The sequence below is a fragment of the Streptomyces sp. NPDC050546 genome (assembly GCF_044457425.1).
Taxonomy (GTDB): Bacteria; Actinomycetota; Actinomycetes; order Streptomycetales; family Streptomycetaceae; genus Streptomyces.
The window spans coordinates 95,766-115,445 of sequence record NZ_JBITGX010000025.1; the positions used below are offsets into that span (position 1 = coordinate 95,766).

Annotated in this window: 18 protein-coding genes and 3 pseudogenes; 11 read left to right on the forward strand and 10 right to left on the reverse strand. The window is 71.0% G+C overall.

The genetic code is table 11. The features are described 5' to 3' along the window. Positions 1-108: 108 nt before the first annotated feature. Positions 109-2,031: a TolB family protein gene (locus tag ACIBK5_RS40285; RefSeq protein ID WP_399027916.1), complete on the reverse strand. Its 1,923-nt coding sequence runs from the start codon at positions 2,029-2,031 to the stop codon at positions 109-111. Between the two features lie 25 nt (positions 2,032-2,056). After that, a complete protein-coding gene (locus ACIBK5_RS40290) occupies positions 2,057-2,824 on the reverse strand; it encodes an SDR family oxidoreductase (RefSeq protein ID WP_399027918.1) in 768 nt (255 codons plus the stop codon). 53 nt (positions 2,825-2,877) lie between these two features. Between ACIBK5_RS40290 and ACIBK5_RS40295 the strand changes: the two genes are divergently transcribed. Then, on the forward strand, positions 2,878-4,317 hold the full coding sequence (locus ACIBK5_RS40295; protein WP_399027920.1) for a class I adenylate-forming enzyme family protein: 1,440 nt from the start codon (positions 2,878-2,880) through the stop codon (positions 4,315-4,317). Beyond that, positions 4,310-5,440, forward strand: a complete 1,131-nt coding sequence (locus tag ACIBK5_RS40300; protein WP_399027922.1) for a thiolase family protein — start codon at positions 4,310-4,312, stop codon at positions 5,438-5,440. The genes ACIBK5_RS40295 and ACIBK5_RS40300 overlap by 8 nt, the downstream gene beginning before the upstream one ends. A 6-nt stretch (positions 5,441-5,446) precedes the next feature. Here ACIBK5_RS40300 and ACIBK5_RS40305 read toward each other — a convergent pair whose 3' ends face one another. The 4 genes from ACIBK5_RS40305 to ACIBK5_RS40320 are packed head-to-tail and all read right to left on the reverse strand — an operon-like array spanning position 5,447 to position 8,577. After that, positions 5,447-6,244, reverse strand: a complete 798-nt coding sequence (locus tag ACIBK5_RS40305; protein ID WP_399027924.1) for an acyl-CoA thioesterase — start codon at positions 6,242-6,244, stop codon at positions 5,447-5,449. Between the two features lie 9 nt (positions 6,245-6,253). After that, positions 6,254-7,063: an acyl-CoA dehydrogenase family protein gene (locus tag ACIBK5_RS40310; RefSeq protein WP_399027926.1), complete on the reverse strand. Its 810-nt coding sequence runs from the start codon at positions 7,061-7,063 to the stop codon at positions 6,254-6,256. 6 nt (positions 7,064-7,069) lie between these two features. Further along, positions 7,070-8,164 (reverse strand): acyl-CoA dehydrogenase family protein, encoded by a 1,095-nt coding sequence (locus ACIBK5_RS40315; RefSeq protein WP_399027928.1) that lies wholly within the window; start codon positions 8,162-8,164, stop codon positions 7,070-7,072. Then, positions 8,161-8,577, reverse strand: coding sequence for a nuclear transport factor 2 family protein (locus ACIBK5_RS40320; RefSeq protein ID WP_399027930.1), 417 nt, complete (start codon positions 8,575-8,577; stop codon positions 8,161-8,163). Before ACIBK5_RS40320 ends, ACIBK5_RS40315 begins: the two co-directional genes overlap by 4 nt. 128 nt (positions 8,578-8,705) lie before the next feature. On the opposite strand from ACIBK5_RS40320, the gene ACIBK5_RS40325 reads away from it, so the two are divergent. The 6 genes from ACIBK5_RS40325 to ACIBK5_RS40350 are packed head-to-tail and all read left to right on the forward strand — an operon-like array spanning position 8,706 to position 14,238. Next, positions 8,706-10,814 (forward strand): ABC transporter permease, encoded by a 2,109-nt coding sequence (locus tag ACIBK5_RS40325; protein ID WP_399027931.1) that lies wholly within the window; start codon positions 8,706-8,708, stop codon positions 10,812-10,814. Then, positions 10,792-11,511 (forward strand): ABC transporter ATP-binding protein, encoded by a 720-nt coding sequence (locus ACIBK5_RS40330; protein ID WP_399027933.1) that lies wholly within the window; start codon positions 10,792-10,794, stop codon positions 11,509-11,511. The genes ACIBK5_RS40325 and ACIBK5_RS40330 overlap by 23 nt, the downstream gene beginning before the upstream one ends. Next, the gene (locus ACIBK5_RS40335; protein WP_399027935.1) at positions 11,508-12,218 is read left to right on the forward strand and encodes an ABC transporter ATP-binding protein; all 711 of its coding nucleotides are present in this window, start codon (positions 11,508-11,510) and stop codon (positions 12,216-12,218) included. The genes ACIBK5_RS40330 and ACIBK5_RS40335 overlap by 4 nt, the downstream gene beginning before the upstream one ends. Then, complete coding sequence (locus ACIBK5_RS40340; RefSeq protein ID WP_399027937.1) at positions 12,215-12,628, forward strand: hypothetical protein; 414 nt, start codon at positions 12,215-12,217, stop codon at positions 12,626-12,628. Before ACIBK5_RS40335 ends, ACIBK5_RS40340 begins: the two co-directional genes overlap by 4 nt. After that, positions 12,591-12,911, forward strand: coding sequence for a hypothetical protein (locus ACIBK5_RS40345; RefSeq protein ID WP_399027939.1), 321 nt, complete (start codon positions 12,591-12,593; stop codon positions 12,909-12,911). The genes ACIBK5_RS40340 and ACIBK5_RS40345 overlap by 38 nt, the downstream gene beginning before the upstream one ends. A gap of 25 nt (positions 12,912-12,936) precedes the next feature. Then, a complete protein-coding gene (locus tag ACIBK5_RS40350; RefSeq protein ID WP_399027941.1) occupies positions 12,937-14,238 on the forward strand; it encodes an amidohydrolase family protein in 1,302 nt (433 codons plus the stop codon). A gap of 63 nt (positions 14,239-14,301) precedes the next feature. Here the strand turns inward: ACIBK5_RS40350 and ACIBK5_RS40355 are convergent. Further along, positions 14,302-14,523, reverse strand: a pseudogene (locus tag ACIBK5_RS40355) (response regulator transcription factor); the annotation flags it as partial. A gap of 76 nt (positions 14,524-14,599) precedes the next feature. Here ACIBK5_RS40355 and ACIBK5_RS40360 point away from each other — a divergent pair. Beyond that, a pseudogene (locus tag ACIBK5_RS40360) lies at positions 14,600-14,824 on the forward strand (aldo/keto reductase); the annotation flags it as partial. 180 nt (positions 14,825-15,004) lie between these two features. On the opposite strand, the gene ACIBK5_RS40365 reads toward ACIBK5_RS40360, so the two are convergent. The 3 genes and pseudogenes from ACIBK5_RS40365 to ACIBK5_RS40375 all read right to left on the reverse strand — a co-directional run bounded on the left by ACIBK5_RS40365 (position 15,005) and on the right by ACIBK5_RS40375 (position 18,157). After that, positions 15,005-15,964, reverse strand: a complete 960-nt coding sequence (locus tag ACIBK5_RS40365; RefSeq protein ID WP_399027943.1) for an MBL fold metallo-hydrolase — start codon at positions 15,962-15,964, stop codon at positions 15,005-15,007. Continuing rightward, a pseudogene (locus ACIBK5_RS40370) lies at positions 15,961-17,150 on the reverse strand (MFS transporter). Before ACIBK5_RS40370 ends, ACIBK5_RS40365 begins: the two are co-directional and overlap by 4 nt. A 125-nt stretch (positions 17,151-17,275) precedes the next feature. Then, positions 17,276-18,157: a fumarylacetoacetate hydrolase family protein gene (locus ACIBK5_RS40375; RefSeq protein WP_399027945.1), complete on the reverse strand. Its 882-nt coding sequence runs from the start codon at positions 18,155-18,157 to the stop codon at positions 17,276-17,278. A gap of 172 nt (positions 18,158-18,329) precedes the next feature. Here ACIBK5_RS40375 and ACIBK5_RS40380 point away from each other — a divergent pair, with 172 nt between their 5' ends. Both ACIBK5_RS40380 and ACIBK5_RS40385 read left to right on the forward strand, forming a co-directional pair. After that, positions 18,330-19,016, forward strand: a complete 687-nt coding sequence (locus ACIBK5_RS40380; RefSeq protein WP_399027946.1) for a FadR/GntR family transcriptional regulator — start codon at positions 18,330-18,332, stop codon at positions 19,014-19,016. A 291-nt stretch (positions 19,017-19,307) separates the two neighbouring features. Beyond that, a complete protein-coding gene (locus ACIBK5_RS40385; protein ID WP_399027948.1) occupies positions 19,308-19,592 on the forward strand; it encodes a 3-methyl-2-oxobutanoate hydroxymethyltransferase in 285 nt (94 codons plus the stop codon). Positions 19,593-19,680 lie beyond the last annotated feature (88 nt).

Genomic DNA, 19,680 nt, shown 5'->3' on the forward strand with positions numbered 1-19,680 from the left:
GCCCGGCGACCGGCACACATCGGGACACCGGAGCCAGGACAGGCTGAGTCCTCCGGCAGCGGGGCCGCCGCGGCTGTGACCGCGGCGGCCCTCGCCCTCACCGCCCGCTCAGGTCCCGTTCGCCGGCTGGTGGTAGGTCCGTCCGCCGACTGTCGTGGTGAGCGTGCCGGTCGCCTGGAAGACCGTCTCCCAGAGGTCGATCGTCACGTGGAAGCCGTCGGCACTGGTCTTCTTGGTGGCCAGCACCTTGCCGCTCCGCCCGGTCTTCACCAGGTCCGAGTGCCAGTCGAGGGTCGTGAGCGTGGTGCTGGTACTGGTGCGTGTCACCTTCTCGGAGCCGTCGACGAAGTTCCTGCCGTCGTCCGAGTAGCGCCGGTAGTCCACGGACACCGTCTTCACGGACGTCTTGGCGTCGTCCCACACGATGTCGACCTTCGCGCTGCCCGACGCCTTGCCGCGCAGGGTGTACGTGCCCTGCGGCGGATACGGCCGCTCCGGCGCCGCGCTGCCGGGGACGTAGGGCGTTCCCCATGGCACCGTGTCGGACACCGGCTTCACCGGCCGCCGGTGCACGGGCTCCCGGTCCACCAGGCGGGCGATCATCATCCGGGTGCGGCGGCCGCCCGGCTCGGTGGAGACCGGGCACGGCAGCGGGTTGGCTCCGCCGCACGCCGGTGCCGACACCAGGCGCTCGTGGTAGGCGACCGCCGTGCCGTCGGGGGACCAGCGCGGGTCCGCGCCGGCGTTCCAGTCCGGCGAGGTGTCCGAGTAGTTGAGCTGCTGGCCCCGGTAGGAGCCGCGGTCGCCGTGACGGTCGATCAGATACGGCTGGAAGAAGCGCCGCTGGCCGTTGTTGCGCACCGAGGACACCACGGACGTGGTCAGCAGGTCGGTGATCGCCGGTACGCCGGTCATGCCCGAGGTGAACATCATGCGGTCGTAGCCGCGGGTGTCCAGGGCGACGATCCACCGGTCGTCCGGGGAGGCGTCCACGGGATCGGTGTACCCGGGGTCGGCCGTCATCCGGCGGACCTTGCCGGTGCGCAGGTCGATGGCCATGAGGTCCATGTTGGAGGACTCGACCGGATAGCCGACGTAGAAGACCTCCCGGCCGTCCTTGGAGAAGCCGCGCAGCTCACCGAAGCCGGGCAGGGCCGGGTCGAACACGAGTCTCGACGGGTTGCGGGGGTCGGCGTGCACCGGCTGCGCGGTGGGGGAGGCGTCGAAGAGTTGCGTGACCTTCTCGACCTCGTAGCGGGGCACGAGCGGCGTCCCGGTCCTCGGCGCCGGCTCGAAGCGCAGCCGGCCGAAGTAGCCGTACTGGTCGAGGCGTCCGCCGGTGACGGAGATGCCGTTGAAACCGAGGTGCACCTGGTCCGGATGCAGGCGCAGCTCCCGGATGGAGCCGCCCGGCCCGGATCCGTCGGCGGTGTTGTTCCAGCGGATCGGGTAGATGTGCAGGCGGGCCGGGGTGCAGGCCGCCGAGGCGAGGCCGTACGGACCGCAGTCGACGATGTTCGTCCCGTACAGCACCCGCTTGCCGTCGGAGAACGGCTGCGGATAGCTCACGTCATCGTTCATGCCCTGCTGGTTGGCGGGCGGTGTGCCGCAGGTGAGGCACTTCCAGGCGTCACCGTTCGGGAAGGTCCTGCCGTCGGTCCGGACCAGGATCAGCTGGTCTCCGCTGTAGACGCTCGCGGGGTCGGGCGCGGAGGGGGCGCCGGCGAACCGCACGTTCACGGTGACCGTTCGGCTGTCCGGGAGGAAGCCGCCGGTGCGCAGGCCGGAGCTCCAGCCGGCGGCCATGCACCCCGTGCCGCGCGGGTTCACGGCATTGGTGCACGCTCCTTGCGCGTTGGATGGGGCGGTCGGCGGCAGCGGCAGCCGCTCCGCCTTGATCCGCTCGGGAGCGGGAGGGGACGGTGAGGCCGGACGGGACGCGGAGGCCGGGGCGGCCTGCGCGGGTGACAGGAAGGCGGTAACGCCCACCAGGGCCACCAGGGCGGCTAAGCCCCTGGTTCTCGTACGCATGACACTCCTTCGTGGGGGAGTCGTGCTACTTCGGTGGGAACCTCAACGCGCCGTCCAGACGGACCACTTCACCGTTGAGGTAGTCGTTCTCGCACAGGTGCTGGACGAGTGCGGCGTACTCCTCCGGCCGTCCCATGCGCCGCGGATGCGGCACCTGCGGACCCCAGTACGCCTGAAGGTGGTCGGCCGCCTTTCCGTACGCGGGTGTCAGGACCGTGCCCGGAGCGACGGAGACCACCCGGATGCCGAGGGGTGACAGATCCCGGGCGGCGACCAGCGTCATCGCGCTCACGCCGCCCTTCGCGGCGGCGTACGGCAGTTGGCCGACCTGGCCCTCGTACGCGGCGATGGACGACGTGGTGACGATCACGCCACGCGCGCCGTCCTCTCCGCGGGGGGTGGTGCGGGCGAGCGCTGCCGCAGTCATGCGCATGACATTGAAGACGCCGGTCAGATAGACGTCGACGGTGGTGCGGAAGCCGGCGAGGTCCAGGGGTGAGCCGTCCTTGCCTACCAGCCGGCCGCCGCCGGCCGGACCGCCGTGGCAGTCGACGGCGATCCGGAACTCGCCCGACTGCTCGGCCGCTGTCACCGCGGCGGCCACCGAGCCCTCGTCCGTGGCGTCGGTGCGGACGTACCGCACGCCCAGCTCCTCCTCCAGGGCCTTGCCCCGGTCGTCGGCGAGGTCGGCGACCACCACCCGGGCGCCCGCGGAGTGCAGGCGCCGGACCGTTGCCTCGCCGAGGCCGCCCGCGCCTCCGACCACCAGGGCCGCCGAATCATCGATGCGCACGTCGTTCCCCTCTCTTGCGAGTCACGATCTGAGTGTATGAGAATGACGTTCTCATGAATATAGTCGTGATCCTGGAAATGGCCGCCTCCGCGGGGGACCGGCCGGCCGTCACGGAGGGCGGCCGCTCGCTCTCCGCGGCCGAGCTCCATCGCCTCGCACGTCACGCGGCCGCCGACCGCTTCCGCGACCGCACCGCGGTCCTGTACCTGGGCCCGAACCACCTCGCCTACCCCGTCGCCCTGTTCGGCGCGGCGCTGGCCGGCCTACCGTTCGTCCCGCTGAACTACCGGTTGGGCGAGGAGCAGTTGGGCGCGCTGATCGACCGGCACCCTGGGGCCGAGGTGCTGCACCCGGCCGACCTCGACGCGCTGCTGGCCCCGCCGCCGGGCGAGCCCGAGTCGAGGCCCGTCCCCGAGGACCGCGACGCCACCGCCGTCGTCCTCTACACCAGCGGCACCACCGCCGCCCCCAAGGCGGCCCTGCTCCGCCACCGCCATCTGCTCGCCTATGTCTTCAACACCCAGGACTTCGGTTCGGCGGAGACGTCCGACGCGAGCCTCGTGGCCCTCCCGCCCTACCACGTGGGCGGACTGATGAACCTGCTGACGAACCTGTACGCCGGCCGCCGTGCCGTGTACCGGTCCGCCTTCGAACCGGCCGACTGGCTGGCCACCGTGCGTCGCGAGGGCGTCACCCACGCCATGGTCGTGCCGACCATGCTCGCCCGGATCACGGCGGAACTCGGTGACGCGGAGGCGGGGACACCGACCCTGCGCACCCTGGCCTACGGAGGCGCGCGCTGCCCCCGGCCGGTGGTGGAGCGGGCACTGCGGCAGTTCCCGCGGACCGGCTTCGTCAACGCCTACGGCCTGACGGAGACCGCCTCGTCCATCTGTGTGCTGGGCCCCGACGACCACTGGCGGGCCATCGCCTCCGGCGACCCGGCGGTCCGGGCGCGGCTCGGCTCGGTCGGCCGCCCCCTGCCGGGTGTGCGGATCGAGATCCGGGACGAGGAGGGGAAGACGTCGGGGCCCGGCGAGACGGGGCTGGTCTTCGTGCGAGGCGAACAGATCTCCGGTGAGTACACGGAGACGAGCGGGGGAGCGGACACGGACGGCTGGTTCGCCACCCGCGACCGGGGCCGACTGGACGAGGACGGCTACCTCTTCATCGAGGGCCGCGCCGACGACACCATCATCCGGGGCGGGGAGAACATCGCCCCCGCCGAGATCGAGGACGTCCTGCTCCAGCACCCGGGGGTGCGCGAGGCCGCCGTCCTCGGGCTGCCCGACCCGGAGTGGGGGCAGCGCCTGGTCGCGGTGCTGGTCGGAGCCGGCGACCCGGACGAGATCCGGTCCTTCGCGAAGCAGCGCCTGCGCTCCTCCAAGACGCCGGACACCGTCGTCTTCCGCCCCGAACTGCCCCGCACCCCCACCGGAAAGCTCCTGCGCCGCACCCTGGTCGCCGAACTGGAAGAGGCCACCGATGCCTGAAGCCGTGCTCGTCGCCGCCCTGCGCACCCCGATCGGCACCGCCTTCAAGGGAAGCCTGCGCGACACGACCGCCTACGACCTGGCTGACCGTGTCGTCACGGCGGTCGCCGAAGGCCTGGACCCGGACCTCGTGGACGACCTGGTCCTCGCCGAATCGCACTACGGCGGCGGAGTCATCGCCCGCCACGCCGCCGTGACAGCGGGCCTGCCACAGGTCCCGGGACTCGCGCTGAACCGGCACTGCGCGGCCGGGCTCGCCGCCGTCTCGACCGCGGCGGCCTCCGTCCGGGCCGGCATGGACCGGCTGGTGCTCGCCGGCGGCGTCAACTCCGCGTCCACCGCACCCAAGCTGTCCTTCCTGGGCCGCGAGCGCTGGGTGCCGCCCTCCCACCCCGACCGCCCGGACGCCCCCAACCTGGACATGTCGGTCACGGTCGGCTGGAACACCGCCGTACGGGAGGGCCTCACCCGCGCGGAGATGGACGCCTGGGCGCTGCGCTCCCACCGCAACGCCGTCCGCGCGCTCGACGAGGGCCGCTTCAAGCACGAGACCGTGCCGGTCGACACCCCGCACGGCCCCTTCGAGGCCGACGAGCACCCGCGCCGCGACACCACCGCGGAGAAGCTGGCCGCGCTCAAGCCGCTCCACCCGGAGATCGAGGGTTTCTCGATCACGGCGGGCAACGCCTGCGGCGCCAACGACGCGGCGGCCGCCGTCGCCGTGGCCGACGAACGGCTCGGTCTGCCCGCACTCGCCAGGGTGCGTTCCTGGGCCTCGGTCGCCCTGGACCCGGCCGAGACCGGCCTGACCCCGGTGGGCGCCATCCCCAAGGCACTGGAGCGGTCGGGAATGTCCCTCTCCGACGTCGACCTGTTCGAGATCAACGAGGCCTTCGCATCGGTGCCGCTCGCCGCGATCCGCCGCCTGGGCCTCGACCCGGACACGGTGAACGTCAACGGCAGCGGCTGCTCGCTGGGTCACCCGGTGGCCGCGACCGGCACCCGCATGGTCGTCACGCTCGTCCACGAATTGCGCCGCCGGGGCGGGGGAGTGGGGGTCGCGTCGATGTGCGCGGGGGGTGGCATGGGCTCCGCCCTGGTCCTGGAGGTGCCCACACCGTGACCCCGGCTAGACCGTGAACCGCAACAGCGCCTCCTGCGCGTACGACGCGAGCAGCGCGCCGTCCGGTGCGAGGACGTCGCCGCGCCCGAAGCACCGTCCGTGCGCGGCGAGCGGGCTGTGCTGGCGCAGCAGCAGCCAGCCCCCGGTCGTGAACGGCCGGTGGAACCACACGGTGTGCGAGGTGACGGCCGAGGTGAACGCCCGGCCGGCGTCCGCCTGGGTCAGGCCCTCGACGGGCCGCAGGGCGGTGCCGATCGGTGTGAGGTCGGTGGCGTAGGCGAGGAGAGCGGGGGAGAGGAGAGGGGGAGCCTCCGGGATCCGGGTCCAGAGTTCATACTCGGGGCCCTCGGCCTTCGGCGTGTCGAGATCGTCCGCCGCCCTGGACTCCCAGGGCAGCAGGCCGAGTTCCACGACCCGCTCCGGACCGGGCAGCGCCGGCACGGGGCCCGTCGTCTGCCGGTCCGGGCCCTCCTCCCAGGCGTGCAGGCTCGCGTTCGCCACCGCGATGACGCCGTGCTCCTGGCGTGCGGTGAGCCGTACCGCGGCGAAGGTCCGGCCCTGCTGCGCCACTTCGGTCTGGAAGCGCACAGGCTCGTCCGTGTGTCCCTCCCGCAGAAACTGCGTGTGCAGCGACTTCAGGCCCTTGTGCGGCGCGGCGAGCTGAGCGGCCCGGGCGCACTGGGCGAGCAACTGCCCCCCGAACAGGCGCCGGTACTCCAGCTGTTGCGAGCGGCCCTCGTACGCGTCCGGGCCACAGGGCGTCAGGTCGAGGCAGCCGAGCAGGTCGTTCCACAGGTCCGTCACGATGGCTCCTCAGAGGTCGACGAGGCGGGGTGCGCGCGTCTCACGCAGCAGCACCCGGCCGGCCTCGCGAGTCAGTTCACGGGTGGAGCCGAGCAGACCGTCGAGCACCAGGGCACGTTTCACATGCCGGTGCAGGGGGTGCTCGGCGGTGAAGCCGATGCCGCCGAGTACCTGCTGGCAGTGGCGGGCGGCGGTCAGAGCGGCCCGGCCCGCGGCGGCCTTGGCGAGCAGCGCGCCGGTGTGGTCCAGGGCGTCGGTGGGCCGGGCCGCGGCGAGTACCGCCTCGGCCGCCTCCAGCGCCACGTATGTCTCCGCCAGCCGGTGCCGCAGCGCCTGGAAGGAGGCGAGCGGGCGCCCGAACTGCTCCCTGTCCAGGACGTGTTCACGCGCGAGTGCCAGCATGGCCCGTCCGGTGCCCAGCAGCCACCAGCCCAGCGCCCGGCGGCCCGCCGACAGGGCCGGCGCGGGAAGGTCACCGGGCTCGGCGTGGCGAAGCGGGAGTCCGGGGTCCAGCGGTCCGGTCGGCGCTCCGTCCCCCCGGGCCCACCGCACCCAGGCCCCGCCCGCGTACGGCAGCGGCGGTGTGCCCCCGAGCGGGCGGCCCGCCGCCAGCAGGACGACGTCGTTGAGGACGGCGGCCTGGACGCCGGTCTCCCCGAGCAGCCGGAACACCAGCGGGATCGCGGCGTCCGGCTCCTGTGTGAGCATCTCCGCCCAGCCCAGTTCGGCCAGGCCCGCGTCCGGGCCGACGCCCGGCGCGTTCTTCGTCAGCGTCTTGCGCAGGGCGCCTTCCAGCAGTGCGCGATCGGTGGCGTCCACCGCGTCTCACTCCTTCCCGAGGCCCAGCAGGCGGCGGGCGACGATGTTGCGCTGGATCTCGGCGGTGCCGCCGTAGATCGTCGCGGCCCGTGAGTACAGGTACTCCGTGCGCCACGCCCCGTCCGGCGCCAGTTCCACCGCCCCCGGCAACAGGTCCCGCGCGGTGTCGAACAGCCGTTGCTCGGCACCGGCCAGCAGGATCTTGTCCACGGAGGTCTCCGGGCCGAGCCGCCCGCCGTCCGCCAGGGCCCGCTGGGTGGCGGCCGAGCGGCAGCGCACACCGTGCAGGTCGAGCCAGACCGCGCCGAGCGCGTCCGCGTCCGGCTCGCAGCCGTCGGCCAGGAGGCGGTCGAGGCGGCTGTAGAGATGGGCGACGCGGTGCCAGAAGCAGGTGGACCGTTCGTGCGGCAGCAGGTCCATCGCCAGCCGCCAGCCGTCACCGGGGGCCCCCAGCAGGCGCCCGACGGGGACGCGTACGCCGTCGAAGAAGACCTCGGCGAACTCGTCCACGCCGTGCATCGTGCGCAGCGGCCGTACGGCGATGCCGGGAGAGTCCATGTCGACGAAGAACGCGCTGATGCCGCCGTGCCCCGGCCCTCCCGTCCGGGCCAGCAGGACACAGCGGGCCGCGTACTGGGCGAGGCTCGTCCACACCTTCTGCCCCGTCACCACCCAGTGGTCCCCGTCCCGCACCGCGCGCGTGGACAAGGACGCCAGGTCGCTCCCCGAGCCCGGCTCGGAGAAGCCCTGGCACCACTGCTCCTCGCCGCCCAGCAGCCGGGGCACCACCTCGGCGGCGAGCGCGGGCGGCGCGTAGTCGATCAGCGTGGGGACGAGGACCTCGACCATCGACCACAGGCCGGGCTCCGCCAGGTCCCGCGAGGCCACCTCCTCGCCCAGCACCGCCCGCAGCACGCTCGGCCCTCCGAGTCCGCCGATCGCCTCCGGCCAGCCGTGCCGCATCCAGCCCGCTGCCCACAGCTCCCGCCGGACGCGGGCCAGTTGGGCGACCTGGGAGTCCAGGCCGTGGTCCGTGCCGGGGGACAGGTCACGCCCGTCCAACCAGGTGCCCAGCGCCTGCCGGAACTCCTCGATCGTCATGAGCGGGTGCGTTCGAAGGCGTGCGGCCGGCCCGAGTCGTGGGCACCGCTGCGGCGGATGAAGGTCATGGCGCGGGTGCGTAGCCGCCAGCCGTCGCGGGTGCGGACGTAGGTGTCGTTGTAGTAGCCGATGCGCATCTCGTGCGCGGAGTGCTCGACGAAACACAGCGGCTGGGTGCCGGTGGCCGAGTCGCCGTCGATCTCGAGCACCGGTGTTCCCACGAGGAACAGTCCCTTCGGGGCAGCGGAGACGAGCGCCGGGAACTCGTCGAGCGGGTAGGTGTCCCCGAAGGCGCTGTAGCTGCCGTCCGGGGTGAACACTGCGAGCACTCGGTCCAGGTCCCCGCGGGTCATCGCCACCGCGTAGCGGGCGAGAAGCTGTTCGATCTCCACCAGGTCGTCGCTGTCGCTCAAGGGCCTCGTCCTCTCGTCTGCGAACCGTCTCCGGACGTTCTGCGAACCTTACGAGAATGCCATTCTCGCTCAAGGAGTATTGCTCCGGATGCTTGCTTCTCCAATAGGGAGAAGCTAATTTCCAAGCCATGGATCAGTTCCTGGCCTTCATGGTGGTGGGCCTGAGCACCGCCGCCGTCTACGCCGTGATCGGCACCGGTCTTGTGGTCACCCACGCCACCACCGGTGTGTTCAACTTCGCCCACGGTGCCGCCGGGATGCTGTCCGCCTTCGCCTACTGGCAACTGGCCGTCGGCTGGGGCTGGCCGGTCCCGCTCGCCCTCGCCTTCGTCCTGCTCGTCCTGGCCCCGGCCTTCGGGCTGTTCGTCGAACGCGTGCTGATGCGGCCGGTGCAGGCCCTCGGCGAGGCCGAACGCCTCGTGATGACCGTCGCTTTGCTCACCGGGTGCATCGCGCTCGCCCGCTGGGTGTGGGACCCCAACACCGCGCGCCCGCTCACCCCGTTCTTCGCCGACAGGCCCGCACTCGGGATCGGCCCGGCAGCCGTCACCTGGCACCAGGCGATCACCATGGCCGTCGCCCTCGCGATCGCCGCGGCCCTGTGGTTCCTGCTGCACCGCACCCGCGTCGGCACGGAGATGCGCGCCTCCGTCGACGACCGGTCGCTCGCCGGCCTCACCGGCGCCGACCCCCTGCGCGCCACCCGCCTCGCCTGGGTGCTCGGCATCCAGCTCGCCGCAGTCGGCGGCATCCTCATCGCCCCCGCCGTCGCGCTCGACGCCCAGCAACTGTCCCTGCTCATCGTCAGCGCCTACACCGCCGCCGTCTTCGGCCGCCTGCGCAGTCTGCCGCTGACCTTCCTCGGGGCGCTCGTCGTGGGTCTGCTGGAGGCCTACCTCGCCGGATACCTGCCGCGGAACGACTACCTGCCGGGCCTGCGCCTGGCCGCCCCCGCCCTGCTGCTGTTCCTGGCCCTGCTCGCCTTCCCGCACCGCAGGCTGCGCGGCAGGGACCGCACCCCGGTGCGGGTTCCGCTGCCGACGGCACGCGGCAGCCTCCTCCTCGCGGGCGCGACAGTGCTGTTCGGCCTGGTCCTGGTGACGGTCCTGACGGAGGACGTCGTCGTCTCCTACGGCACCCTCTTCCCGCTCGGCGTCATCGCCCTGTCCTTCGTGCCACTCGCCGGATACACCGGGCAGATCTCCTTGTGCCAGCTGTCCATCGCCGGCATCGGCGCCGTGGTGTGGGGACACCTGGGCGCCCACGGCGAGCCGTGGGCGCTCCCCGCCGCCATCCTGGTCGCCGCAGCCGTCGGCGCGCTGATCGCGCTGCCCGCGCTGCGCCTGTCGGGCATCTACCTGGCCCTCGGCACCGCCGCATTCGCCGTCGTCCTCGACCGCTGGATCTTCACCCTGCCCGCCTTCGAGATACTGGGCGTGCGCGTCGCCTTCTTCGAACAGGGCTCGGTGGCGGTCACCGGCCCTGACCTGTTCGGCCTGCACCTCACCTCCCCCGCCCAGCTGCTGTTGCTCTCCGCCGTCTGCCTCGCACTCGTCTCGCTCGGCGTGGCCGCGCTGCGCCGTGGCCGGTTCGGCCGGCGGCTGATCGCGCTGCGCGACAGCGAGGCCGCCTACGCCACCCTCGGCGGACGGCTCCTCGTCACCAAGACCGCCGTCTTCACCCTGTCCGCCGGGATCGCGGGGCTGGGCGGCGCCCTGTACGGCATGCAGCTCCAGACCGTCACCGCCGAGCAGTTCAACCTCGTCGCCGGACTACCGGTCTTCCTGATCGCGGTCATCGGCGGCCTCGGCGCCGTCGGCACAGGCCTGTTCACCGGTATCGCCTTCGTCGTCCCGGCGCAGTTGCTGCACGGAGCCGGCCCCTGGGCCCATGACGTGACCGCGCTGCTCGTCGCCCTCGCCGGCATGGGCCTGGCCCAGAGCCCCAGCGGTGTGGTCGCCCGGATACGTGCCGAATGGGCACCGCTCGGCCGGGACCGGCCCCTGCTGTACACGCTGCTCAGCGTCCTCGGTGTGTGCTGGCTGCTCGCGGCGCTCGACACGGCGAGTGGATGGCTGCTCCTCGTGATCGCCGTCGGCACGGCCCTGCTGCTGCGCACGCGCGCCGCCGCCCAGCGGCCGCCCAGCGACATACCCCCCGAGTGGTGGGGACTGCGCCGCCCCTGGCGGCCGGAGGACGGGGAGGTGCTGAGCCGTGCCACCAGTGCTGCGAGCTGAGGAGATCACTCTCTCCTTCGGGGGACGCCCCGCTCTCGACGGCGTGTCACTGACGGCCGAGGCAGGACGGGTCACCGGCCTCATCGGCCCCAACGGCGCGGGAAAGTCCACCCTGTTCGACGTGCTGTGCGGCCTGCGCCGCCCCCGCACCGGCCGGGTACGACTCGACGGACGCGACGTCACCCGCGAGGGCCCCGCCCGCCGTGCCCGACGCGGAATGTCCCGATCCTTCCAGCACCTGGAACTCTTCGGCCGCCTCACTGTGCGCGACAACCTGCTCGTCGCCGCCGAACTCGGCCCGGAGCGCCGCCACGCGCCTCGCACCGCCGACGCCGTACTGGAACGGCTCGGCCTGACCGGCGTGGCCGACGACCTCGCCGACGCGCTCCCCACCGGCCTGGCCCGCCTGGTCGAGGTCGGCCGCGCCCTCGTCCTCGGCCCGGGCGTCCTGCTCCTCGACGAACCCGCCGCCGGGCAGGACGCCGAGGAGACGCAGCGGTTCGCCGCGCTGCTGCGCTCCCTCGCCGACGAGGGCACGGCCGTCCTGCTCGTCGAGCACGACATGAACCTGGTGATGAACGTCTGCGACGAGGTGCACGTCCTCGACCTCGGCACCGTCGTCGCCAGTGGCCCACCCGCCCTGGTGCGGCAGGACGAGACGGTGCTCGCGGCCTACCTCGGGGAGGCCCCGCCATGACCGGACCCGTGCTGGAGCTGGACGGCGTCCACGCCGCCCACGGGGGCATCGCCGTCCTGCACGGCGTCGACCTGGTCATCGAGGCAGGCCGGGTCGTGGCCCTCCTCGGTCCCAACGGAGCCGGCAAGACCACCTTGCTGACGGTCGCCGCCGGAGTGCATCCGCCCAGCGGAGGCCGACTGCTGCTCGGCGGCCGGGACGCCACCGGCATCCACCCGCGCGAACTCGCCCGCGCCGGCGTGTGCCTGGTGCCCCAGGGCCGTGGCGTCTTCCCCAATCTCTCCGTGCGCGACAACCTCCTGATGATGACCTTCACGGGCCGCACCCAGGAGGAGATCGAGGAGATCGCCTACGCCCGCTTCCCCGTCCTCGGCACCCGGCGCACCCAACCCGCCGGCACCCTCTCAGGCGGCGAACAGCAGATGCTGGCCCTCGCCCGGGGCCTGGCCACCGACCCCGCCGTCCTGCTCCTGGACGAACTCTCCATGGGACTCGCCCCCCTGGTCGTCGCCGAACTCTACGAACTGGTCGCCGACATCGCCCGGCAGGGCGTCGCCGTCCTCGTCGTCGAGCAGTTCGCCACCGCCGTACTGAGGATCGCAGACCGAGCCGCCGTCCTCGTCGGCGGCCGCATCCAGTGGCAGGGGCCTCCCGGCCGGTCCCTGCACGCCGAACTCTCCTCCTACTACCTGGGGAGCCCGACATGACCGCACCACCCGACACCCGTGCGGAACGGTTCGTCCGCGAACTCGCCGAGCTGAAGATCCCCGACCCCGCCACCGCACGCGCGACGCTCTGGCTGCGCCTGGGCGGACTGCTGATGGCCGCGGGGCTGGTGCTCGGCGCGCTCGCCTTCCCGCTCGCCCATGCCACGGACAACTCCCTCGCCCAGGGCGACGCCCTCGCCATCGGCCTCGGCGGCGTCACCGCCGCCGTAGTGGGCGGTGCCCTCTTCCTGCGCTACTCGCTCACCGGATTCCTGCGCTTCTGGCTCGCCCGCCAGTCCTACGATCTGGACCGGCTGGGAGACATGCTCACGCCAGCGGCACCCGCACCCGCACCCCAAGGAGAACCGCGCCATGCCGTCACCCCGCATCCCGGCCCTGCGCCCCGGTGACCAACTGGCCTCGGCCACCGGCACCACACGCGTCATCGTGATCCGGGCCCCGCAGGAGGCCGAAGGTCCGGTCGCCTGCGGCGGCACGCCGATGCTCCCGGCCCGGGACGCCCCTGCCCCGCAGGCTACCGGCCAGGCGCCGGACACCCTCATCGGCAAGCGTTACGTCGACCCCGCCGACACGCTCGAACTCCTCTGCACCGCCTCCGGCGCCGGCCACCTCACGTACGGAGGAAAGCCCCTGGCGGTCAAACCGCCCAAGGCCCTGCCCGCCTCGGACTGATCCGACCTCAGCCACAAGGAGTCCCATGGACCGCGATGACATGATCCTCATCAGCGTCGACGACCACATCATCGAACCGCCGGACCTGTTCGCGAAACACCTGCCCGCCCGCTACAAGAAGGACGCCCCGCGGCTGGTCCACCGGGAGGACGGCAGCGACGTCTGGCAGTTCCGGGACGCCAAGATCGGCAACGCCGCGCTCAACGCGGTCGCGGGCCGTCCCAAGGAGGAGTACGGGATGGAGCCGCAGGGCCTGGACGAGATCCGGCCCGGCTGCTACGACGTGGACGAACGCGTCGCCGACATGAACGCCGGCGGCGTCCTCGCCCAGATGAACTTCCCCTCCTTCCCCGGCTTCTCCGCCCGGCTGTTCGCCACCGACGACTCCGACTTCTCCCTCGCCCTGGTGCGTGCCTACAACGACTGGCACATCGACGAGTGGTGCGCCGCCCACCCCGGCCGCTTCATCCCCATGGCCCTCCCGGCGATCTGGGACGCCGAACTGTGCGCCCAGGAGATCCGGCGGGTCGCCGAGAAGGGCTGTCACGCCCTCACCTTCCCGGAGAACCCGGTCCCCCTCGGCTACCCGAGCTTCCACTCCGAGTACTGGGACCCGGTATGGCGGGCCCTGACCGACTGCGGCACGGTGATGAACCTGCACATCGGCTCCTCCGGCCGCCTCGCCATCACCGCGCCCGACGCCCCGCCGGACGTGATGATCACTCTCCAGCCGATCAACCTCGTCCAAGCGGCGGCCGACCTGATGTGGTCCCGTGTCCTCAAGGAGTACCCGACCATCAAGATCGGGCTGTCCGAGGGCGGCACCGGCTGGGTCCCCTACTTCCTGGACCGTCTGGACCGCACCTACGAGATGCACGCCACCTGGACCCTTCAGGACTTCGGCGGGAAGCAGCCCTCGGAGATCTTCCGCGAGCACTTCCTGACCTGCTTCATCAGCGACCCGATCGGGGTGAGGCTCCGTCACGACATCGGCATCGACAACATCTGCTGGGAGGCCGACTACCCGCACAGCGACTCGATGTGGCCCAACGCCCCCGAGGAGCTTCACGAGGTGCTGACCGCGAACTCCGTGCCGGACGACGACATCAACAAGATGACGCACGAGAACGCCATGCGCTGGTACTCCTTCGACCCGTTCGCCCATGTTCCCCGCGAACAGGCCACCGTGGGAGCCCTGCGCAGGGCCGCGGGAGACCACGACGTCTCCATCAGGTCCCGCAGCCATCAGATCGTCGCGCCCGCGGAGAAGCTCGCCGTCTACCGCACGAAGGCAGAGGCGGCGCTCGCCGCCGCGCGACAGAGGTGAGGTGGGCGTCACCCCGGAGAGCGCCCCGGAGAGCCAAGACCCCGGCCACGGCCGGGCGGGCCCTCAAGCTTGTCGTTCTCCCGGGCGAACGAGGCCGGTCTCGTAGGCGATGACGACGAGTTGGGCGCGGTCGCGGGCGCCGAGTCTGGCCATGGCCCGGTTGGCGTGGGTCTTGACGGTGACCGGTGTGACGAAGAGCCGCTCGGCGATCTCGTCGTTGGCCAGACCGGTGCCCACCAGGGTCAGCACTTCTCGTTCCCGTGGGGTCAGCGTGGCCAGGCGTGTGGGGTTGACGATTCCGGGCCGAGACGTATGTGCGTTAGCCCGCACTCCAACTCCTAGGTTCGGAAGCATGTGATGCATCGAACTCGGGACGACCGGACTGGAAGTCTCCGCCATCACCCTCGGCTGTATGAGCTTCGGCGAGCCGGACCGAGGCGGCGAGCCCTGGTCGCTGGGCGCGGACGCCAGCCGGGACATCATCAAGCAGGCCCTCGAGGGCGGCGTCAACTTCCTCGACACGGCCAATGGGTACAGCGCCGGAAGCAGCGAGGAGATCGTCGGCCGGGCGGTCAAGGACTTCACCGACGAACTCTGGGGCACCCCGCTTCTCTGAACGGCGCGCTGGGAAATTTCGGCCGTACGTGGGCACGGAGCATGACGACCTGCGCGCGCCCCGGTGTCCTCGACGCAGGTCGAGGACACCGGGGCGCAGATTCGGGAGTACCGACGGGCCGAGCGGCGGGGCTGGCGGATGGTCGGCGTGTCAGGAGGTGGGTGCTGCTACGTACTCGAGTGCATAGCCGGATCCGTGGCGTGTCACCCTGCCGATGCCGGGGGAGTCCAGGTGGGCTCCAGCGACGAAGTATCCCGGTTCGGTGAGCTGCTGAAGCAGTGCGTTGCGGGCCTGGCGGGCCTGCGGCTGGTCGCCGTCGAGCTCCCATGACACGTTCGGCTGGTCGAACTGGATTGAGGGCACGTGCACGGTGTCACCCCACACAAGAAGGCGGCCACTGCTGCTGCGTGCCTCATAGACGGTATGGCCGTGTGTGTGTCCGGGAGTGGGTAGCGCTGTGACCCGGTCGGTGACTGCGACCTTCTCGGAGACCGGCACGACCCGGTCTCGGATCGGCGCGAGACGCCCGGTGAACACCGCCGCGTCGCCCTCGCCGATCCATACGCGTTCCAGCGCGGGGAACGCTTGTGATCCATCGGGCGCGATCAGACCGTTCACGTGATCTTCGTGGTTGTGGGTAATGGCCACGTCGGTGATGTCACCGCGGTCGATGCCGGCCTCGTTCAGGGCGTCGAGAAGCGATCCCATGGTGGAGTGCCAGGCATTGGACGCGCCGGTGTCGATGAGGACCGAGCTGGTGCCGTCGGTGATGTAGAACGCGTTGACCGACAGACGCAGATTGCCGTCGATGAGCGGGACCGTGTCCGGCACCGTCTCGAGCGTGTGTCCGCTATCGTCACGCAGCCGTGTGGGCGGCATGTCGACGTAGCCGTCGCGCAGCGAGACAACTGTCAGGTCACCGAACTCGAAGGTGGTGTGGTGCTTGCCACTGGAGGTGGGGCGCATGAGATCTCCTGTGTAGAGCTGAGGGGATGCGGTAGGGGCTGGTGGGTCGTCGCGTTCTACGGTTCCCGCGAGCAATGCCGCTGCGGCGGTGGCAGTTGCAGCGCCGACGAGGAGCAGGACGGTGCGGCGCGTGGTGCTGCTCAAGAATCCTCCGGTCCAAGGCGTGGATGTTCGGGCTGTGACATGTGTGGACGCTGACGGGCTGTCAGGGCGCCGAGGGCCGCCAACGCCGCGATGACGACTCCGAACGCCGTGGTGCCGGCGGTCAGTCCGACGGCGTCGCTGAGATAGCCGTCCGCCACCGGAAGCGTTCCGGCCAGGAGGTAGCCGCCCGCGGTCAGGGCCGCGTTCGCCTCTCCAAGACGCTCGGACGGCACCACCTCGGCCAGCGTGGACAGGCCGCCCAGCTGCGATGCGCCCTGGCCAAGGCCGGACAGCACCGCCGTGACCAGCAGCAGCGGCACCGACGTGAGCGCCACCGCTGCGATCAGCGCCACCATTCCGGCCATGGTCAGCACTGCACCCATCTGGAACAGCGCCCAGACGCGCACGGCGCGGACCGTGAACTGGATGCCGGTAGCTGCGGTGAAGAGCAGGAAGATGAGGCCGCCGGACAGCAGCCGGTTGTCCGAGTGCAGGAGTCCAGCGAGCAGGGAGGGCCCAGGCTAAGGACGAAGCCGGTGGCGGTGATGGCCGGGGCGAAGACGGCCAGGCTCGTCAACAGGGCGCGGCGATGGGCCCGTGGCACGGACGGCATCCGCAGCACCCGCCCTGATCGATGCACGCTGGTTGCCTTCGCCAGCGGCATCCGCAGCACCAGCAACCACGCCACCAGCATCACAAGCAGCTGCACCACGAACACCGTCACCGTCGGGTACGGCAGGGCCTCCGAGAGCACGCCGGTGAGCAGCGGCCCGAACGCCGCACCAGCGACCATCGCGGTCGAGGCGATCAGCCCGCCGAGCTTCTTGTCACCCTCCGGTGCCAGGTCTGATACGGCGGCCATGCCGGCCGACAGGATCGCCCCCACCGAGATGCCGCTGAGCACGCGGGCCAGCCCCAGTACCGCCACGGAGTGGGCGGTGATGAACAGGGCGGAGGCCATAAGTCCCAGTACCAGGCCCGGCAGCAGCACCGGACGGCGCCCGTACCGGTCGGCCAAGGTGCCGCCGAGGGACAAGGTCAGCAGCAGCCCACCGATGTATCCGGCGTAGATGAGCGTGAGCGTCGCGGCTGAGAAACCCATCCGGTCCTGCCACAGCACGTACAGCGGCGTCGGCTCATTGGACAGCGCCATGACCGCGATCACCGGCCAGGCCGCCAGCCACATCCAGGGGCGCGAGGCCACCTGTTGCGGTCCGCCCGCACCAGACTTGGCGGGCGCGGCCGGCGTGGGGAGGGGGGACATTCGAGAGCTCCGGGAATCAGTGGAGGAGGCAGGGTTCGGGGCTGGCTCTATGCAGGGTGGCTGACCGTGTTGCGTAGGGAGCCCAGCCCCGAGATGGCGCATTCGACGACGTCGCCGGTCTCTAGGAAGCGGGGCGGGGTGAAGCCGATGCCGACGCCGGCCGGGGTGCCGGTGGCGATGATGTCCCCGCTGCGGAGCGTGATGCCGGCAGAGAGGGTGCTGATGAGTTCTGGGATGTCGAAGATGAGGTCGGCGACCGGGGCCTTCTGGCGCAGTTCGCCGTTCACTGTGGCCGACACCTCCAGACGTGTTGGGTCGCCGACTTCGTCGGCGGTGACCGCGTAAGGCCCCATCGGCGCGAACGTGTCCAGGGACTTTCCGATCAGCCACTGCTGGTGATCGTGCTGCTGATCGCGGGCGGTGACATCGTTGATGATCGTGTAGCCCCACACGTGATCCATCGCGGCCTCGCGCGGGATGCCACGCCCGCCGGGGCCGATGATGACGGCCAGCTCGGCCTCGTAGTCCAGCTCGGCCGTGATGTCGAGATGCGGGTCGATGGCGTCGTAGGGCCCGGTCGCCGAGGCGGGGACTTTGGAGAAGATGACGGGCACGGCCGGGATGTCCGTGGACAGGTCCGGACTGTCGTAGCCGGAGCGACCGAACTCCCGCACGTGGTCGTGGTAGTTCTTGCCGACCGCATACAGATTGCGCGGCAGCGGGATCGGCGCGCACAGGCGAGGCTCGGACACCACGGGCAGGCCGTCAGCGGCCTCGAGGGCCGACGCGACGTCGTCCCAGGCGTCGATGACCCCCAGCATCGTGTTCTGTTCGACCACGCCTGTCAGATCGCGGATCGTGTTGTCCGAGTCGAGGCGGCCGAGGGTCGTCTTGTGGGTCTGCGGGTCAAGGACTGTTACCAGCTTCATCGACTGCACCTCCTTCACGAGTCGAACTCAGCGCAACCAATTGGCACATTGGTTGCGCATGGTCATGATTGGGTTCGATTGGCTACGCTAGCCCGTCCGATTTGCTCATGTCCAGCCGGGAGTGCTGCGCTAGGATTGGTCCAGATTGGTTGCGCAATGGGGGAAGGCGAGCATGGCCGAGCAGACAGAGACCAGGCGTCCATCGGGCACGGGTGGGCAGGTGCGGGCGTTGATCGAAGACGGCCTGCGCGCGGGGCGACTGTCTCCGGGCAGTCGGCTGCCCACCGAACGGGCTCTCGCCACCGACCTCGGCGCCTCCCGCGCTGCCGTTCGCCAAGCGCTGGGCATACTCGAGCGGGAAGGCGTCATCACCCGACACGTGGGCCGCGGAACTTTCGTCGCCGCACCGGCTGATTGCGAAGAGCCGGGTGTCCTGCAGACCAGTCCCGCCGAGATCATGACCGCCCGACTGGTGATCGAACCGGAGATTGCCTACCTGGCCGCCCAGCACGCCACCCCTGCAGATCTCGCCGAGGTTCAGCGAGGACTCACTCGTGGCTGCGCTGCAGCCACCCACACCGAATTCGAGTCCTGGGACTCCGTATTCCACCGCGCGATCGCCCAAGCCGCCCACAACGGGCTGCTCTTGCGGATGTTCGACACCATGAACGCCGCCCGCGACCTGCCGGTGTGGGGCAACCTCAAGCGCCGCTCGGCCAGCCCGGAAAGGCGTATCCGTTACGAGGCGGCCCACCAACAGATCGTCGAAGCTCTCAGCGACCGCGATCCGGATGCGGCCCGCCAGCAGATGCGAGCCCATCTGCTCGACGTGCGGACCAACCTCCTGGGGCCGACCTGACGTCCGATGATCGCGGCACCAGACGTTGGTGTCCCACCCGGGTCTCGACTGCGGAGCGGCCACCCCCGTCAGGCCGGCGGCGCAGCTGTGCACATCCAGTCGGACGCAGGTCCTGGCATGCCAAGGAAGCGCGGAGTTCTCGGACCGTCGATCTGACTGATCTTTTGTTGTGCTCCGGCGAGGCTCACCTCAAGTCCTTCGATCTCGCCGAGTCAGCCCTCACGTTCGGCCTCGGCGATCCGGTCGCGGAGGTTGTCGCGGATCTCTGCAAGCCGCGTGCGCTGGGCCTTCGTGGTACTCATCGAGATGGTGCCCGGGGAAGCCGGTGCGGAGATCACACGGAGCATCTCGATCCCGACGGTCTGCATCGGCGCCGGGAACGGCTACGACGCGCAGGTGCCGGTGTGGCAGGACATGGCGGGCCTGCGGACCATGGCTGCGCGCAGCGCGTACGAGGCTTCGAAAAAATCTGATGACTCATTGGCAAGTCAGCAAGTGGTCAGCATCAGCCCTGCGAAACCTTGCGAGAGCTTGCCGAACATGCGAATCGCAGCAGGGCTGCCGTGGTGTGTCTGACTCGTGAAGGTGCAGGCCAGGGTGGACGGTCGACTGCCCTGCGAACCCCGCGATGCATCCTGCCCGCTTCCGATCAACCCCGTTCACC

Coding starts and splice junctions, on each gene's coding strand:
- ACIBK5_RS40285 (WP_399027916.1), bottom strand. CDS start 2,031: ATGCGTACGAGAACCAGGGGCTTAGCCGCCCTGGTGGCCCTGGTGGGC.
- ACIBK5_RS40295 (WP_399027920.1), top strand. CDS start 2,878: ATGAATATAGTCGTGATCCTGGAAATGGCCGCCTCCGCGGGGGACCGG.
- ACIBK5_RS40300 (WP_399027922.1), top strand. CDS start 4,310: ATGCCTGAAGCCGTGCTCGTCGCCGCCCTGCGCACCCCGATCGGCACC.
- ACIBK5_RS40315 (WP_399027928.1), bottom strand. CDS start 8,164: ATGACGATCGAGGAGTTCCGGCAGGCGCTGGGCACCTGGTTGGACGGG.
- ACIBK5_RS40325 (WP_399027931.1), top strand. CDS start 8,706: ATGGATCAGTTCCTGGCCTTCATGGTGGTGGGCCTGAGCACCGCCGCC.
- ACIBK5_RS40335 (WP_399027935.1), top strand. CDS start 11,508: ATGACCGGACCCGTGCTGGAGCTGGACGGCGTCCACGCCGCCCACGGG.
- ACIBK5_RS40340 (WP_399027937.1), top strand. CDS start 12,215: ATGACCGCACCACCCGACACCCGTGCGGAACGGTTCGTCCGCGAACTC.
- ACIBK5_RS40345 (WP_399027939.1), top strand. CDS start 12,591: ATGCCGTCACCCCGCATCCCGGCCCTGCGCCCCGGTGACCAACTGGCC.
- ACIBK5_RS40350 (WP_399027941.1), top strand. CDS start 12,937: ATGGACCGCGATGACATGATCCTCATCAGCGTCGACGACCACATCATC.
- ACIBK5_RS40375 (WP_399027945.1), bottom strand. CDS start 18,157: ATGAAGCTGGTAACAGTCCTTGACCCGCAGACCCACAAGACGACCCTC.
- ACIBK5_RS40380 (WP_399027946.1), top strand. CDS start 18,330: ATGGCCGAGCAGACAGAGACCAGGCGTCCATCGGGCACGGGTGGGCAG.